Origin of the sequence: Jonquetella anthropi DSM 22815 (assembly GCF_000237805.1) — a bacterium.
GTDB classification, from domain to species: Bacteria; Synergistota; Synergistia; order Synergistales; family Dethiosulfovibrionaceae; genus Jonquetella; species Jonquetella anthropi.
Map to the genome: position 1 here is coordinate 864,387 of NZ_CM001376.1, position 15,827 is coordinate 880,213.

At 59.3% G+C, this 15,827-nt stretch carries 15 protein-coding genes; all 15 read right to left on the reverse strand.

Annotation, left to right across the window (positions count from 1 at the left end):
- Positions 1 to 18 precede the first annotated feature (18 nt).
- On the reverse strand, positions 19 to 1,422 hold the full coding sequence (locus JONANDRAFT_RS03980; RefSeq protein WP_008522872.1) for a ComEC/Rec2 family competence protein: 1,404 nt from the start codon (positions 1,420 to 1,422) through the stop codon (positions 19 to 21).
- Position 1,423: 1 nt separating this feature from the next.
- Positions 1,424 to 2,044, reverse strand: a complete 621-nt coding sequence (locus tag JONANDRAFT_RS03985; RefSeq protein ID WP_021775994.1) for a ComEA family DNA-binding protein — start codon at positions 2,042 to 2,044, stop codon at positions 1,424 to 1,426.
- Between the two features lie 5 nt (positions 2,045 to 2,049).
- Positions 2,050 to 3,363, reverse strand: a complete 1,314-nt coding sequence (miaB, locus tag JONANDRAFT_RS03990; protein ID WP_008522876.1) for a tRNA (N6-isopentenyl adenosine(37)-C2)-methylthiotransferase MiaB — start codon at positions 3,361 to 3,363, stop codon at positions 2,050 to 2,052.
- Between the two features lie 145 nt (positions 3,364 to 3,508).
- Positions 3,509 to 3,919 (reverse strand): OsmC family protein, encoded by a 411-nt coding sequence (locus JONANDRAFT_RS03995; RefSeq protein ID WP_233417381.1) that lies wholly within the window; start codon positions 3,917 to 3,919, stop codon positions 3,509 to 3,511.
- 37 nt (positions 3,920 to 3,956) lie between these two features.
- Complete coding sequence (locus tag JONANDRAFT_RS04000) at positions 3,957 to 4,661, reverse strand: endonuclease III domain-containing protein (RefSeq protein ID WP_008521171.1); 705 nt, start codon at positions 4,659 to 4,661, stop codon at positions 3,957 to 3,959.
- The gene (locus JONANDRAFT_RS04005; protein ID WP_008522878.1) at positions 4,658 to 7,108 is read right to left on the reverse strand and encodes a Lon protease family protein; all 2,451 of its coding nucleotides are present in this window, start codon (positions 7,106 to 7,108) and stop codon (positions 4,658 to 4,660) included. The genes JONANDRAFT_RS04000 and JONANDRAFT_RS04005 overlap by 4 nt, the downstream gene beginning before the upstream one ends.
- Before the next feature lie 29 nt (positions 7,109 to 7,137).
- The gene (gene mnmA / locus JONANDRAFT_RS04010; RefSeq protein WP_008522879.1) at positions 7,138 to 8,172 is read right to left on the reverse strand and encodes a tRNA 2-thiouridine(34) synthase MnmA; all 1,035 of its coding nucleotides are present in this window, start codon (positions 8,170 to 8,172) and stop codon (positions 7,138 to 7,140) included.
- The gene (locus JONANDRAFT_RS04015) at positions 8,165 to 9,043 is read right to left on the reverse strand and encodes a glutamate cyclase domain-containing protein (protein ID WP_008521174.1); all 879 of its coding nucleotides are present in this window, start codon (positions 9,041 to 9,043) and stop codon (positions 8,165 to 8,167) included. Before JONANDRAFT_RS04015 ends, mnmA begins: the two co-directional genes overlap by 8 nt.
- The gene (pfkA, locus tag JONANDRAFT_RS04020) at positions 9,021 to 9,980 is read right to left on the reverse strand and encodes a 6-phosphofructokinase (protein WP_008522880.1); all 960 of its coding nucleotides are present in this window, start codon (positions 9,978 to 9,980) and stop codon (positions 9,021 to 9,023) included. The genes JONANDRAFT_RS04015 and pfkA overlap by 23 nt, the downstream gene beginning before the upstream one ends.
- A gap of 131 nt (positions 9,981 to 10,111) precedes the next feature.
- On the reverse strand, positions 10,112 to 10,846 hold the full coding sequence (locus JONANDRAFT_RS04025) for a hypothetical protein (RefSeq protein ID WP_008522881.1): 735 nt from the start codon (positions 10,844 to 10,846) through the stop codon (positions 10,112 to 10,114).
- A gap of 67 nt (positions 10,847 to 10,913) precedes the next feature.
- Positions 10,914 to 11,687 carry a glycosyltransferase family 2 protein gene (locus JONANDRAFT_RS04030; protein ID WP_008522882.1) on the reverse strand — a complete coding sequence of 258 codons (774 nt, stop codon included), beginning with the start codon at positions 11,685 to 11,687 and terminating at the stop codon, positions 10,914 to 10,916.
- Positions 11,677 to 12,192 carry a phosphoheptose isomerase family protein gene (locus JONANDRAFT_RS04035; RefSeq protein ID WP_233417382.1) on the reverse strand — a complete coding sequence of 172 codons (516 nt, stop codon included), beginning with the start codon at positions 12,190 to 12,192 and terminating at the stop codon, positions 11,677 to 11,679. Before JONANDRAFT_RS04035 ends, JONANDRAFT_RS04030 begins: the two co-directional genes overlap by 11 nt.
- Before the next feature lie 82 nt (positions 12,193 to 12,274).
- Positions 12,275 to 13,294: a glycosyltransferase gene (locus tag JONANDRAFT_RS04040; protein ID WP_008521183.1), complete on the reverse strand. Its 1,020-nt coding sequence runs from the start codon at positions 13,292 to 13,294 to the stop codon at positions 12,275 to 12,277.
- Complete coding sequence (locus JONANDRAFT_RS04045; protein WP_008521184.1) at positions 13,276 to 14,433, reverse strand: mitochondrial fission ELM1 family protein; 1,158 nt, start codon at positions 14,431 to 14,433, stop codon at positions 13,276 to 13,278. Before JONANDRAFT_RS04045 ends, JONANDRAFT_RS04040 begins: the two co-directional genes overlap by 19 nt.
- Complete coding sequence (gene larC / locus JONANDRAFT_RS04050) at positions 14,430 to 15,818, reverse strand: nickel pincer cofactor biosynthesis protein LarC (RefSeq protein WP_081465269.1); 1,389 nt, start codon at positions 15,816 to 15,818, stop codon at positions 14,430 to 14,432. Before larC ends, JONANDRAFT_RS04045 begins: the two co-directional genes overlap by 4 nt.
- Between the last annotated feature and the right edge of the window lie 9 nt (positions 15,819 to 15,827).

A 15,827-nucleotide genomic window follows, 5' to 3' on the forward strand; every position in this document is an offset into this window, starting at 1 on the left:
AAAAATTTTTTGCCTGTCTCAGACCGCGGAAAGCAAACTTCCTAAGGCAAACGAACCGACAGCGAACGTCAAGCTCCGAAAGCGCGTCAGCCCCATGGGACGGCACAAGACCGCCGCCGCAAGAGCCCAGCAGAGCGCCAGAGGAATACCAGTGGACGGAAGGGCCTGCGGAATCAGGTGAACCCACCCGTCAGAAGCAGCTCCCCACAGGCTCAGCACCTGCTCGCTGGCTTGAGCCAAAAACTCCCAGCCGGTTAAAAGCGACGCGAGACTTAAAAGGACGGTCAGCCCGAAAACCGGCAGAAAAAGCGGCAGCATCAAGTTGATCGGCAAACTGGACCAGAATAAGCCGCCGCTCAACGGCGAGGCTATTGGCGACGTCACGAACCAGACGATGGTCGGCAGGACGATCCAAGACGCAAAGGGCGGAAATTTCCACCCGGCAACGCCAGTGACCATCAGCACGGCCAACCCTGACAGCTGCCAAGAAATGGAAGCAAAGCTTCCGGGCTGCCACAGCAGCAGCGCCAGAAGGGACAGAGCCGCCGAGTTCAGCGAAGCTCCCGGTCGACCGGACAGAAACCCAATGAGGGCACCCTGCGCCATGACCGCGGCCCGGACGGCGCTGACAGACCAACCGCTCAGGGCGACATACAGCCACAGGACGGCCGACGTTCCAATCGCTCCCCGAAGGCCCCGCCCCAGAATCAGGGACGCCAGAGCGGCGACGATGCCCACATGCCAGCCGGAAACGGCAAGCATATGAAGCAATCCCCAGCTGCGGAACCTCTCGCTGGTCGAACCCTCCCGATCGCCCAAGAGGACGGCACCGAGCACTCCGCCGGTCAGCGGCGGCAGCGCGCCGATCTGCTTTTGCAGAAAGCGTCTGGCCGCTGCGATCAGCCCGGGCTCTTCGCCGAGGTAGGCAGCTGAGCTGGCTTTAATTCGTCCGACAGCTCCCAACGAGAGCCAGAAAAGCCGCTCCTGTCGGTCGGACGGCTCGTCAGTCAAAGGCCCAAAGTCTCCAATGACGTGATAGGTTCCCCCGTCGGGGCGAAGTTCAATCGGCCCGCTGACGCCCCAGAGTCTGCCCGCGCCGTCCCTCACGAGGGACGAGCTTCTGAACTGGCGACAGACAGTCACGGTCCCGTCAAACCGGCCTGCGGCAACAGGCTGAAAGCTAACCCCGGACAGGCACCACGCGCAGGATATTGCAGCGAGAAATGCCACAAGTGAGCCGATCAGCCGTTCTGGGGCTTCCCATACGGGCTGAAGGATGAGCAAAAATCCGGCGGCAATCAGCAGCGCGGCAATTCCAGCAAAAATTGGCGACATGCCAGCCTGCCACAGCTTGAGAGACAGCCAGACTGGAGCGAGAAGCCACAGCGCCGGGGCTCCTCCCAACGAAGACGAGCGGTCCATATTAAAACGACAAAAACGGCTGAAGTTTTGCCAGTTTTGCCGCTCCGATACCGTTCACCTGCAGAAGGTCCTTGGGCTGGCGGAACGGGCCGCGTTTTTGCCGCCACTCGACGATTCGCCGAGCCAGCACGGGGCCGATGCCGGGTAGTCGGACCAAATCCGATTCGCCCGCTTGGTTGACGTTCACCAGCTTTGACCCCGAATCAGACGTCAGAGCAGAACCGGGAAGCCCTGTGGAGCTCCCGCCGCCCGACTTTGGCACATGAAGGTGTCCGCCGTCGACGGCCTTAGCAGCCAAGTTGACGGCCGTTCGGTCCGCGTCTGGCGTCAAGCCGCCCGCGGCGTCAACTATGTCGCCCCACCGAGCGCCGGCTAAAAAGGGGTAAACGCCCTCTTTTCGCACTTCGCCGGTCAGGTAGGCAAAACCGCCCGCCTCAGGCGCGGGGGTCTCGCTCCCGACCAGAGGCAGCGGATCAAGCAGGACAGGGCCAGCAGTTGCCGTAGGCTGCCCCTTTGGCCAACGGCCGGTGTACCGGGTCACGAGGACTCCAGCCGCTGCCAAACAAAGGGCTGCGACGAAAACGAGCAGGGCGCCTCGACCTCGCTTGTTCGTCTTCCTCACCTCCGTCAGCGCAGCACAGTTCCCTTGAGACACCAGCTCTCGGCCGAATCGATTTTGGCAGTGACAAACTGACCGAAACTCGCGCCTGCGCCTTTTAGCAGTACGACCTTATCGGTCGCCGTGCGGGCTTCCATGTAGTCGCCTTTCGGAGCCGGGCCGTCGACGAGCACCTTATACGTCCGCCCGACCAGTGACTGGTTGATCTGCCGGGCGATGGACGTCTGCAGGTCGTTCACCTCGTTCAGACGCCGTTCCTTCACGGCCGCGGGAATTTGGTTTTTCATCTTGGCCGCCGGCGTACCCTGCCGGGGCGAGTACGCCGCCGTGTGCACCATGTCGAACCGGAAGCGCTCCAACGCAGCCAAGGAACACTGAAATTCCTCTTCGGTCTCGCCGGGGAATCCCACGATCAGGTCAGACGTGAGACCGACTTCGGGCAGGCCGTCCCGTATCAGCTTCATCGTGTCCGCGTACTCCTCCAACGAGTACCGCCGGTTCATGGCGCGCAGAACCCGCTCGCTGCCCGCCTGTATCGGCAGGTTGATGGACGGACAGATGTTAGAATGCCTGACCATCGTCTCAACGACGTCGACGGTAAAGTCGGTCGGGTACGACGTCATAAACCGGAGCCACTCCACGCCGGGCTCGCGGGCGACGAGCTCCAGCAAGTCGGCAAACCTCATGCCGCCCGGACAGTCTAGCCCCCACGTGTCGACGTTCTGCCCCAGCAGGGTAATTTCCTTGGCCCCGCCAGCCACCAGAGAGCGGACTTCTGCAAGGATTTCTTCCGCCGGGCGGGACGCGAATCGGCCGCGGACGTACGGAACGATGCAGTAGGTGCAGAAGTTGTCACAGCCGTGGGAAATCGTCACCGACGCCTTCCACTGGAACGACCGAACTGACGGCGGAACGTCCAGTTCGCGGACCGCTCTCGGGTCGTCGTCAAGCAGCGTGTGCCGATTGCCGTTGTCGAGCGCGTCGCTCAGCGCGGCAGGCAAGTCGCCGATGTGCCGAGGACCCGAGACGACCCGCACCCAAGGGAAACGGCCGGCCATTTCAGTTCCCACGTTCTGAGCGATACAGCTCGTCACCGCCACAGCCGGTTTTCCTTCGGCCTGCCAGCGCTCTGCATATCGGCCCAGCTCACTCCATACCTTGTGTTCCGCTTTGTCCCTGATACTGCAGGCGACAAAGATCACCGCGTCGGCAGTTTCCTCGTCGGTCTCGTGCCACCCGAGAGCCGTCAGGGCAGTCTGTATCTTGCTGGCGTCATATTGATTCATCTGACAGCCGTACACCTTCATTGCAAACCCATACACGCGCACCACTCCATCACAGGGGTTCGACGCAGCCGGAGAACGGACTGCGACAGATTATCTTATCACGTTTACGCTGCTCATGCCCGCCCTGCCGCGATGAAAGCATAAAAAAAGAACTCCCGACCGAGCGGGAGCTCCTTCGATTTTACTTCAAACAGACGCGCGTCTCGAAAGCCGGCGTGCAGCGAACGGTGCTGCAGACCGTGCAGGTCTTCTCGGCTTCGGCGACCAGCTCGTCGATGACCTGTTTGGGCGCGCTCGACGACAGGCTGACAGTCATAATAACTTTCTCAAGAGCTCGGGTCTTCGCGCCGTCGCTCCGCTCGCCGCGGGCCGTCACGGCCAAGTCGGTCATCTCGATTTTCTGAACTCGCGCCAACGTGCGAATCGTCATGGCGACACAACCAGCCATCGCCGCCATGAGCAGATCAACCGGACACATGTCAAACGCCGGGTCATCAGTCACCTTCGAGCCCAAGACAAACTTGCTTCCCTCTGAGCAGTAGGCGACGTTGGTGCCGTCGATGCATGACGCAGTTGCTTCAAACGTTCTCATTCCCATACGAGTCAGTTCCCCTTTCTTTATTTAAGCGTTACGCGCTGCTTGCAGGGCACAGCCCGCGGAGCAGACAATCGCCGCACAGCGGCCCACGGGCTTTGCAGACCCTTCGGCCGTGGGTGATGATGTTCAGGTGAGCGCCCGCCTTGCGGCTATCAGGCACAAGGCCTTCCATCATCTCCTGAATGGCCGCCGGAGACGCCTTCTCCGGCGCCCAGCCCATCCGACGGCAGAACCGCGCCACGTGGGTGTCCACAGGAAAGGCCGGGAAGCCTAAGTCAAAGACCATCACGCAGGCCGCCGTTTTAACGCCAACCCCCTTGATGGACGTCATAAAGTTCCACGCCTCAGCGGGCTTCTTTTTTCGCAGGAGCCCAAGGGAGTATTGGCCGGTCAGGTCCTTGGCTGCCCCCAAGACCCGGATGATCGTAGCCGATTTGGAGTCGCAGAGCCCGGCCGGACGAATCAGTGAGATCAGCTCGGCCTGACTGAGAGCGGCGGCGTCAGCCCATGTCGGACAGGCCGCCTTGAGCCGATCGAACGCCATGTCCCGGTTCCTATCGTTGGTGTTTTGCGACAGCACGATGAGGATCAGACCGTCCAGCGGCTCGTCGAAGCTCGTGACGTCCGGATTGCTTTCCTGTCCCCATTGGGCTTCCAATAGGTCCAGCACAGCCGTCACCGGCGGCACTGGCCGCTTCAGCTCCTTTGGAGACTGAGAGACGGTCATTCGGCTCATTCAGCGCGCCCCCGACGCGCGTTCTTCGTCCCTTTTTTCTTCGCTGCAGGATGCGAGCTTCCGCCGGCCAGCTTCAACGCCTGTTTATGCCACTCTTTGAGCCGAGCAAAGACTCGGCCGTGAACCGACGAGGCTGGATAATTCCCCCGGCTGTCAGGCGAGCCGGCCGGCACTCCTGTCAGGAGCTCAATTCCCTCGTCAATGGTTTGGACAGTCCACACGTGGAAAATCCCCTTTGAAATGGCGTCGGCGACGCGATGGCTTAACATCAAGTGCTGTTCGTTCTGCCACGGAATCATCACGCCTTGACTGCCTGTCAGTCCTTTGGCCTGACAGTAGTCGAAAAACCCTTCGATTTTCTCGTTCACGCCGCCGATGGGCTGAACGTTGCCCAGCTGGTCAACCGAGCCGGTGACAGCCACTTCCTGACGAATCGGCAGGTCAGCCAACGAAGAAAGCAGGCAATACAGCTCGGTGGACGAGGCGCTATCGCCGTCAATGCCGCCGTACTGCTGTTCAAACGCAATTCGGGCTGTGAAGTTGATGGGCATTTTTTGGGCGTAGATGCGGCCGAAGTAGCTGGAAAGGGTGAGCACCCCTTTATTGTGAATTGGCCCTGCCATGTTAGTTTCCCGCTCGATGTTGACCACGCCCCCAGGACCCATGAAGGTGTTGGCGGTGATCCGACTGGGGTGTCCGAACGCGACGTCGGCAAAGCTGACGACCGCAAGGCCGTTGATCTGCCCAACCGCCTCGCCGGTTGTGTCGATTCGGACCAAATTTTCCATGAACCCGCCGCGGATTTTCTCCTCCAACAGGGCGGAACGGCGGCGTTTTTCGTCAAAGGCATGGATAACCTGGCGACGATAAACTTTTTTGCTGCCGGCCTTTTTCGCCCAGGCCGACGACTCGACTACCAGCTCGAACAGTTTGTTGAACTGCAGTGAAAGTTTATTCTGATCGCCAGAAAGACGGGCCGCGTAGTCCACCAGCTCTTCAAGACCGCTGCGGTCGAACGGCAGGAGACCGGACTCGCGTGCTTTAATCACGATCAGCCGCGCCACGTCCGCTTCGCTTTGCTCCGTCCGGTCAATTTCGTAATCAAACTCGGCGACGAGCTTGAACAGCTTTTGGAACTCCGGGTCGTACTCCTGCAAAAGGTAATACAGTTCATGATTGCCGATCAGGACGACGCGAAGCTTTATCGGGATAGCCTCAGGACGGGGCGAAGCTACCGGCGCGGCGCTGTACTGTTCGCCGAGACTTTCGATCGGCAACTTGCCGGAACGAAGCACTCGCTTCAAAAGGTCGTAGGACATGAAGTTGCGCAGTAGCTGTTCGGCTTCGAGAACGAGGAATCCTCCATTGGCCCGGTGAATGGCGCCGGCGACGATATGCGTGAAGTCGGTGTTGTAGTACCCTTGGCGCAGCTCGTATTCCAGCTTGCCCGCCAGGTTGTAGTACGTGGGATTGGTCTCCCACACCACCGGCGCGCCGTCGTTCTTTTCGTGGCTCACCAACACGTTGATTTTGTAAATGGAAAAGTCCACGTCTGCGCTGTCGTCCCGCGCGGCCGCCACAAACGCGCCAAAATTCGAGACCACGTTGGCCTTCATCGTCTCCAACCACGCGGCCAGACGCGGGCAATGAGGAAATTTTTCGAGAAGCTCATCAAAATACGGCGTGATGGCCCCTCGGCAGATGTCCTCCTCCATGCTGGTGATGGATGACTTGAGCTGACGCTCTTTTTCACGGATACGCCGCAGGGCCTGAAGCGTACGGGACGTGATGGCGTCGGAAATATCCTTCAGCCGTTTTTTCTCGCTTTCAGGAAGTTTTTCGTATTCGTCGCTGGAGATCTCCTCTTTTTTCTCGGCGCCCGTCTCGTCGGTCGTCTTTTTGAGCGGCACGTTGACGAACCCTTGGGGCGTTCGCTTCACGGCGAAGCCTCGCTTTTCCGCCTCGTCGCTGATAGCGCTCATCGTCTTGGCGATATTCTCCTGAAACGCGTTGATCTTCTGGGCCTTCGCTTCCTCGTACGTTGCCCGCTCAAAAGCGTTGGCGATAGCCGTCTTGACCTCTTCGAGCATGGCGGCGCACTCGCTTTCCAGCAGACGCCCCTGCCCGCTGGGCAGGCTGATAGCCACAGGGACGGAAGGATCCTCGAAGTTATAAACGTATACCCAGTCCTGAGGCGTTTCCATCGCGGCAGCACGCTCTTTAAGACTCGACAGGACATAGCTGGTTCGGCCTGTCCCCGGAAGGCCGACGACAAACGCGTTATAGCCTGTAGCCGCCACTCCCATTCCGAATTCCATAGCGTCCACCGCCCGGGATTGACCGATGAAAGGAGCCGACTCTCCTCGGGCAGGCAGAGCCATGTTTGACAGGCTGCAACGCCGCCTCACCTGACTTGATGACAGCTCCTGAACAGCCGCTTTCTTCATTTTCTTCCCCTCTTTCATCGCGTATTGTTTTACTCGGTGGTCCTATCGATAATGCCGCCGCCGACGACCAGCTCGCCATCGTAGACAACGGCCGACTGGCCGGGAGCGGACGCGCCCGATGGAGCGTCCAACAGGACGGTCCAAAGGCCTTCACCCGTTTGACGCAGCCTGCAAGGCTTAGGTTGAGAACGGTAACGAGTCTGCACGAGGTAGCCTTGAGTCTCATCGGGAAGAACGTGCCAGACCGGCTCTTTCAGGATGATGCTCCGCTCGCGCCGCTCAACGTGTGACAAAATCAACAGGCGCTCGTCGAGGCGTTTCTCCGTCACGTACCAAGGCCCGCCGCCCAGCCCAAGCCCCTTTCTCTGACCAACCGTGTAGTGAGCCAGCCCCCGGTGACGCCCGAGCACCTGACCTGAGTCGCTCACCATTTGACCGGACTGAATTGCCTCCCCTGTCACGTGAGACGCGAGAAAGGCGTCCAAGCCAAGCGAGCCCAGAAAGCAGATGTCCTGACTGTCGCCGTCGCCGAATGAACCGCCGAGGGCTTCTCTGGCTAGGTGACGAACCTGCTCTTTCTCGCTGTTTTCCAGCGGGAAAATCAGCCGCTCCAAGTACGCCTGCGGCAGCCGGTACAGCATGTAGCTTTGGTCTTTCGCCGAGGCTCCGCGGGCCAGACGGCACAGGCCGTCCTTTTGAAGGATTTTAGCGTAGTGGCCGGTCGCTACGGCTCCGATTTGCCGCCGGTCCGCTTCCTCGAACAACAGCCGAACCTTCAGGAACTGGTTGCAAATCACGCAGGGATTCGGCGTCCGTCCGGCCGTCAGCTCCTGCAGGAACGGCTCGATGACCCGCTGACGAAATAACTCCCGACAGTCAACCGTTTCTACCGTCAGGCCTGTCACTTCCTCAAATCGGGCAATGCGCTGTACGTCCCGTTCGTCGGCCTGATCTTTCATCTTCAAAAAAACGGGCGCGACTTGGTATCCCAAGTCCCGCAGCTTGAGGCAGGAACAGATGCTGTCGACGCCGCCCGAGACGCCGACCAAAACGGACTCAGACATCCTGAAGGCCCTCTTGGCCTGTGTCACTCTGTGCCGTCAGAGGATGAGCGGAGCACCAGTCGTTCACAGCTTTCAGCTTTTCGGCGCAGTGGGCCAAAGAATACCCGTCAATTGAGAGTGCCCTTTCCCCGGTCGAGCCGTCGACTGCTCCAGCTTTAAGGAGTTTCTCAAGCCCCAGTTGGAGCTCGTCAGGCGACAAGGCTCCGCGGGACTCGACCAGCCCGGCTAAGGCCCAAGCCCCCCACTCTGACACGTCGGCGGCCAAAGGAATATCGGCGACGCCCTCAGCCAAATAGGGCGAAAAATCGGGTTTCAGGGCGGACATCTCCGCCCGCCAGTTCCCCATGCCTGCCTCGTTGCCGCCGTCGCCAACCGCAACTGATTTCACAGGAGAGACGGCATAGGGGCTCAGCAGACCGTCAAACCAGACCGTCCCAGGCGGAAGCGGATAGCCTCTCATCGATCTGGCCGTCCCGTCCGGCGTCCGGCCGGGACGCTCACAGAAGACGATCGCGTCAATATTTTTTTCTAAAACGTCGTCCAAGGAAGAACAGACCTGACAGCGCAGGCCTAAAAAATCGGCCGCGGCCTTCACAACCGGCGCGCAGAGGCCGTCTGTTGTCAAAAACGCGTCAACTCCACGACGTTTCAGAGACCTGACAAGGGCTGCGCTGCCAAGCGGCCCGTCCGTTTCCGCGGCGGCCGCGTCTGGGATAAAGTACCCGGTGACGACGGCAACGCGCCGACAGGAGCGAAGGAACGCCGCTGCCTGAAGATATGCCGCGTCTGTGGCAAACGCCGAAAGCCCTCTTGACCGATTGGAAGCGATCAGGTCTACTAAACGGAGGTCAGATGCTGAGACGCTCCACAAGCTCCATCAGCTCCTCTTTCAGTCCCCGCCGGTCTTCCCACGTCTGAGGAAGGGGAACTTCCCGCGGGACGCCGCACTCTAAAGACGCCATGACGCCGGAGGAACCAGCCAAAAGCCGGTCAACGGCAAACGCGCCTAGGCGGGTCGCCAAGGCCGCGTCGTACGCGCTGGGAGAACCGCCGCGCTGAATGTACCCCAAAACGGTCACTCGGGCGTCGTACCCGCCGCACTCGGCCAAACGAAGTTTGAGGTCATGGCCGCTGATCGCTCCTTCGGCGACCACAACGAGCGAATAGCTTTTCCCACTGGCTCGGCTCCGCCGCAGGCCGTCGCACAGCTTTTGAATATCGAACGGGCGCTCAGGGACAAGAACGCACTCTGCGCCGCCCGACAGGGCGGTGTGCAGCGCAATGTACCCGCAGTTGCGTCCCATGACTTCGATGATGAAAAGCCGGTCATGGCTCGACGCGGTGTCGCGGAGCCGCCGCATAGCTTCAAGCGCGGTGTTGAGGGCCGTGTCGCATCCGATCGTCATGTCGCAGTGAGCCACGTCATTGTCAATTGTTGCCGGAATGCCAACCACCGGCACGCCAAGTTTATGCAGTTCCCACGCGCCTCGGAATGACCCGTCGCCGCCGATGACCACCAACCCATCGACGCCGCAGGCCGTGAGCTGATGAAGTGCTCGTGTACGCCCCTCCTCAGTTTTGAACCGCTCGCTCCGAGCCGTCCGAAGGATCGTGCCGCCTCGGTGAATGATGGCGCCGACGCTTCGCGCGTCCAGCGGAACGCACTTTCCGTCCATCAGGCCTTCGTATCCCTGTTCAAAGCCCATAACATCCAGACCATGCCACACCGCGTTCCTGACGACAGAGCGAATAGCAGCGTTCATTCCCGGGGCATCGCCGCCGGACGTCAACAGGCCGATTCGTTTCATTCTTCGACGATCCTTTCGCGTGAAAGTTTTAGCTCAATTAAGGATAACCTGACCGACGCGGGCTGTCTATCGTTGGATCGCTGACCGACAATAAAAAATCCGCGTCACTAAAGGACGCGGACTTTGCGGCACTACTTGTTGCCCTGCAAGACGTTAATTCGGTCGTTAACCGTTTTCTTTTCTGCCTGAACGTCATTCAGCTCTTTCTGCAGGGTTGATTCTCTCTCGTTCAGGTTCGTCAGTCGCTTGAGCAGCCGGTCGATTTCCAGTTTGGCGCCGGCAGCCCCCTGAAGCATCTTGTCAGGCTGGTCGTCGCTCACGTCCCAAGCAAAGTGAATATTCTTGGAGAACACGACCGGCGAAATTCCGCTGCCGTTCAGAGTCAGGGTGATCTGTTTCGTCTTGTCGGTCAAGAACGGCTTGCCCTTCGCGTTTTCTCTCGGGAAGTAGACGAACCCGTCAATTTGATCTGTGATTTTAAAGTTGAATTTTTTCTCGTAGTCTGCCGGAGAAATGTGATTTTTGCCGACAATCAAGTCCACCAAGGAGCCGAAAGGCGACATCCGAAGCGCCGGCCCCGACGTGATGAACTTGAGATGAATTGGAATGTACTCGTCAAGCTTCAGCTGCCGCAGAAGCGTGTAGCGGAACTGGTCCGCCTCATCTTCTGTCCAGAGGTTTTTCTCCGCGTTCTCCCGAACCTGACGGTCCACCTCGGCGGCTCCGTAATAGGTGGCAATGATTGTTAGCTCGCCGCCAAACTTGTCCCTAAACTTCTGGGTCTGCTGCCACTCAGCAGCCTGAGCGATCGGAGCAGAAACAAGAGAACAGACAACTGCGAAGATCGCGGCGCTTTTTAAATTCACGTGAATCACTCCTCTCAAAAATCCTTGCCTATTGTACCAAAATGACCTCGGAGGGAAAAAGGGATTTTCAGCTGTCAAACCAACCAGCCGAGTGGCCTCTTTCGTACCATTTGGCAAACTTCAAGAAACGCATGTGGCCGATCCGAACGCTGTGGATAAAGCCCCACCAGCCGAGGAGAAAAAACCGATCCAAAAAGTAAACCCGAAGGAAATTGCCGGACAGCGCGCCGACCATACGCCACGGGCTGTAATGAACTCCCTTTCGTTCGCATTCGTTCACCCGGCGGTCGGTCGCCAAATTGTACTTTCCCACCGTGTGGGAAATGGACAGCTGGGAATAGTGAGCCACCAAACCGTGCAGGACTCGGCTCGTCGCGTCGGGAACAAGAGGATCTACGTCGTCGTGCCCAATTCGCCCGGCCATGGTGAATTTCCGCCGGTTGTAGAGACGAATCAGCTTGTAATGCTTAACCCAGCGGTTGGGCCGAGTGCCGGGAAACACGTCGCAGATCCGCAGTTTGTACCCGTCGCAGTCCGGGTGTTCTTTGATCTTCCGGATCTCCTGCTGAAGTTCCGGCGTCAGCACCTCATCGGCATCCAAGCGAAGCAACCAATCGTTAGAACACTGATCTTGGCCGAATTTCACCTGATCTCCAACGTCTTTCCACGGATGATAAATGACCCGAGCGCCGAACTGCTCTGCAATTTCGACGGTCCGATCAGTGCTGCCCGAATCAATCAGAACGATCTCATCGGCAAGAGGCGCTACAGCCTGAAGGGTTCTCGGCAAGCGCCGCTCTTCGTTCTGCGCGAGAATAAAAAGAGAAAGTTTAACGGTCATGTTTCCCAACTCTTTCCTCGTCCTTTGCCTCGTCTGCCAAACAATGGCATACAAATAAGATCATTTCGGATGCCCTATGCGAGTCTCCAGTGGGCACCTGAACGATGGCGTCACACATGCCTCCGAGAAGCCACTGATCCGCACCTGTGACACAAAAAGCTACCATACCCAGTTCCCGTGAAGCGACTGTCAGTTCAGTCAAGCGGGGTGACGGCCGGCTGGCAGCCAAAAGAACGAGCACGTCGCCTTGGGACGCCTCAGCTGCCAGCTCATCTCTTGCAAGAATCTCGTCAGAGGTCGATATCAGGCAAAACGGCGAAACGTTGGGCACGGAAGTACCAAGCAACGATTCCTCCCAGTGGGATTTGACCAATCGGGCCAACGGCTGATCCTTTCGTTCCCCGGCCAGAAATATTCTCCGTCCGGAGGCAAGAGCGTCCGACAGGATACGCGCCGCCTTGGCTATCTGCCCGTCGGCCCCCTGAAGGCTGACTAACAAGTTCACGCTTTCTGTGAGCACTTCGAGGAACTTTGACACCGCCTCCACATCCCTTCCCGCTGGTCTTTTTGCGTCTTAGAATCTAACTTCAAGATACTATTGAGCGGTAAAACGAGCTGACGTCGTCGGTCATCTGCTCCACCGTGCGAAATGACTTTTCGCTGAAAAGCGATATTTTGCCGGCTCCTTTAAAATAGTCCTCAAGAGCTTGGCGCCAAGCCTCGCAGTTTCCGGCCGGCACGAGATACCCTTCCGGCCGGCTCAGCTCGCGAAACGCCGGGATATCCGATGCAAGAATCGGCGTCCCCAGTCGAGCTGCCAAGGCAACTGACAGGCCCATGCCCTCTGAAAGGGATGGCGCGACGAGCAGATCACAGAGGGACAGCAGCCGTTCAGTATCGTTCCGAAACCCTAAAAAAGACACCCGGCCGTCGAGGTTTAGCCGCCGAACGAGGTCTTTCAGGGCGCTTGACTGAGGGCCTTCGCCAGCCACATCAAGCTTCCAGTCGTATTGGCTGAGTCCGGCCAGGCCCTCCAGAAGCGTTTCAAGGCCCTTGAGCTTGGTCAGCCGGCCGAGAAAAAGCAAATTCCTTCGACGATCCCGGTTTTTCCACTCCCAAGAACCGGAGACGTCAATGCCATTGTAAATGACAGCGACTCGTTTCGGGAGACGTCCTTCCATCCAGCTGGCCATAGCCTGAGAAACGCAAATGGCACCGCCAGCTCGCCGGTAAGGCCACAGACCGGCGTTTTTGCTGTACGCCGCGTGAACCGTAGCAACCCACGGGAGGCCGCTCATCTTTGAGGCGAAATAGGCGACCCACGCGGGAACGCGGGAATGGGCGTGAAAGAGCTGCCAGCCAGCCGTCTTGGCCTGCTTGGCAAGAGACGCGGCGCACCGTAGCCCGACGGCGATGTTTTTCCGGTGAATCGGCAGATGAATCGCGCTGATTTCGGGCCGAAGGCGCCGTTCCAACCGGCCGCCGTTGGAGCAAACGGCCACGCTCATTCCGTCCTGAACCTGCCGGTTGGCCAAAGCCACGACGTGGTCTTCAACGCCGCCGGATTCAAGTTCAGGCAGCAGGTGAACTACGCTGAGGGGAGCCATCGGGAAAGCACCCAAGCGGCGGCCTTTTTTGCCTCGTTAAAATCGACGCCCCCAGCCGGCCGAAGCGACTCATCTGCCAGTGTTTGGCCGCAGATTTCCTCCGGGTAAAGGACCCGAAGGAACCCCTGCGCCGCAAAATCGTCGATCATCCGACGAAAGCGGGGCGCACCCCAGAGCTTCTCTGTCGGGTAAAGACCGATACAGCTGAGCATCTCGGCAAACCGTTGGAGAACGCTTCCAGGGCCGTGACGGTGCTCGACCGGCACGACTGCCAACGGGACGCCGGCGGTCACGCATTCCGAAATCATCGACACCGAGTCCTCGGTGCAGAACATCTTGTCGCAGAAGCCGAGCATCCCCGGCACAGGGTTACGCTCGTCGGCTGACGCCAAAAGAAGCATTCTCACCCGCGGTTCTGCTTCGCACTGGTCCTTAATCGCCGACTCTGCCAGCTCGGAAGTGCGGCGCGACGTGGTCACGTAAAGGTCAACGTCGGCGCGGCGGGCTGCATCAAACAGCTGAGGGAAAAACTTTTCAGCCCACCGGGGTGTGACCTGATAATTTCTGTCGTCGCCGCCGACAAGAACTCCCCACGCGCGCTGACGGCTCAATGGAGAGGACAGCAGCAGCGTTTGGGCCTGCTTGACCAAATCTTCCTTATTGATGAGATTTGGCGCGCCAAGGGTGACAAACACGTTATCACCCCGGGCCGAGTCGTGACGCGGGACGATTGCCATGTCAAAAGGTTCGGTTCCCAATGCAGACGGGGTCATGACGACGCAGCTTTTGCCGGCAAGGGCCTTGGAAAGCGCCAAGCAATAGGGCGCGGCGCCGCTGCCGGCGGATAGAAAAAGCGGCGGCGTCTCGCTTTCAGCGGTAACGGTTCGGACTTGCTCCAGCAGCCCGCTTCCTTGGGCCTCCCGAAGCCAGTTCTCTGCTTCTTTCTGTGTTGCCTTCGGGAGAACTCTGCTGGCGACCTTGAGGCAGGAAAAACGCTGTTTCCCGGACAAGGTCGGAACGGGGAGCTCGCGGGCGTCAATCTGCCCATGAAGCGCACCGATCGCCAAGGCAATGCCTCGGGTCTGGGACAAATGCCCGCGGACGCCGTCACTCAGGACAAATAAATTCGGCCCGGTCATTCGTTCTGCCCCGGAATAAACTCCAACGCCAAGCGACGGCGAACTTCCCCGGTTGAAAGGCCTTTTTCGGCAGCGAGGCGTTTCACGTCCTCAAACTCAAAGCTCCACCGCAGCAGCTCGTCGCCCCAGTACGCCCTTTTGACGCCCACCGGCCCGAGAGAACTTTGAAAAGTTTCACACCCCCGACGGAGCGTCATTCGGTTTTCAAGCCGCCAACGAACGCCAAGCGTGTTGATCTCCTGCAGGATGATCTCTCCAAGCCTCTGCCGGTCAGATGGACGGGCCACGCAGGTGAGCCTGATTCCAGGGCGGCCTTTTTTCATCAGGAGCTGAGTCAAGAAGACGTCCAGCGCGCCGGCGGCGAAAAGCTTTTCGACAACCGGCGGCCAGTCCTGAGGGTTCAGGTCGTCCAAGTTCGTCTCTAAGACAGCAACCTGCCCGGTTGTATAGAGTTCGTGAGCCGAATTGCCGGCATCTTCCTCAATAAGCACCGCCCGCAGGTAATTCGGATCGCCGGGTTCGGCGTCGCCGTGACCGATCCCTTCGGCGACGATTTTGCCAGCTGGCAAGGGGCCGTAAGAGTCAACCAGAACGCGCAGAATCAACGCGCCGGTGGGCGTTGTCCGCTCGCAGGGAATTCCGGCGCTGTACACTGGCAGCCCCTGAACGAGCTTCGCCGTGGCCGGAGCGGGGACCGGCATCCGGCCGTGGGCGCAGCAGACCGTCCCGCTTCCAAGATTGACAGGAGCGGAAACAATTTTATCGACGTTCAGCAGCTCAACCGCCAGAAAGGAGCCAACCACGTCGGCGATCGAGTCCCAAGCCCCGACCTCGTGAAAGTGAACTTCCTCCGGCAGCTTGCCGTGAACGGCCCCTTCGGCCTGCGCCAATAGTTCAAACGCCCGAATTGACCGATCTTTGACGCGGGAAGGCAGAGACGCGTCGGAAATCATCCGGCGTATTTCATTTAGCCCCCGATGGACGTGTCCGTGTTCATGCCCATGTCCGTGTTCATGTCCGTGTTCGGGCGAAGTGCAACGAGAAGGAGCCTCCCCGGCACGGGCGGGTTCGACGCCGCCATGGTCATGGTGGTGATCCCCCTCATGGTCATGACTGTGGTCATGGTGGTCATGAGCATGATCATGTTCGTAACCGTGCTCGCTGTCACCTTCGTGGCGATGCTCACACTCGCGGCCTCCAGCTGACTTGCCGTCGTGATGATGGTCCTCATGCCCGCCGCAGGTCACGTGGACGTCGACGCCGCTGATTCCACCCTTGACCGTTTGAGGAGCTTCGACGCGCAAATCGGGGATCCCGAGGCTTGAAATTCCCTCCTGAATGGCCTGTCGGTCAGCGCCCAAATCGATCATGGCGCCGAGGAACATATCACCGGC

What these genes read in the sequence shown, in the direction of transcription:
- JONANDRAFT_RS03980 (WP_008522872.1), bottom strand. Translation starts at nt 1,422, where the DNA reads ATGGACCGCTCGTCTTCGTTGGGAGGAGCCCCGGCGCTGTGGCTTCTC.
- JONANDRAFT_RS03995 (WP_233417381.1), bottom strand. Translation starts at nt 3,919, where the DNA reads ATGAGAACGTTTGAAGCAACTGCGTCATGCATCGACGGCACCAACGTC.
- JONANDRAFT_RS04000 (WP_008521171.1), bottom strand. Translation starts at nt 4,661, where the DNA reads ATGAGCCGAATGACCGTCTCTCAGTCTCCAAAGGAGCTGAAGCGGCCA.
- JONANDRAFT_RS04005 (WP_008522878.1), bottom strand. Translation starts at nt 7,108, where the DNA reads ATGAAGAAAGCGGCTGTTCAGGAGCTGTCATCAAGTCAGGTGAGGCGG.
- mnmA (WP_008522879.1), bottom strand. Translation starts at nt 8,172, where the DNA reads ATGTCTGAGTCCGTTTTGGTCGGCGTCTCGGGCGGCGTCGACAGCATC.
- pfkA (WP_008522880.1), bottom strand. Translation starts at nt 9,980, where the DNA reads ATGAAACGAATCGGCCTGTTGACGTCCGGCGGCGATGCCCCGGGAATG.
- JONANDRAFT_RS04030 (WP_008522882.1), bottom strand. Translation starts at nt 11,687, where the DNA reads ATGACCGTTAAACTTTCTCTTTTTATTCTCGCGCAGAACGAAGAGCGG.
- JONANDRAFT_RS04040 (WP_008521183.1), bottom strand. Translation starts at nt 13,294, where the DNA reads ATGGCTCCCCTCAGCGTAGTTCACCTGCTGCCTGAACTTGAATCCGGC.
- JONANDRAFT_RS04045 (WP_008521184.1), bottom strand. Translation starts at nt 14,433, where the DNA reads ATGACCGGGCCGAATTTATTTGTCCTGAGTGACGGCGTCCGCGGGCAT.
- larC (WP_081465269.1), bottom strand. Translation starts at nt 15,818, where the DNA reads ATGTTCCTCGGCGCCATGATCGATTTGGGCGCTGACCGACAGGCCATT.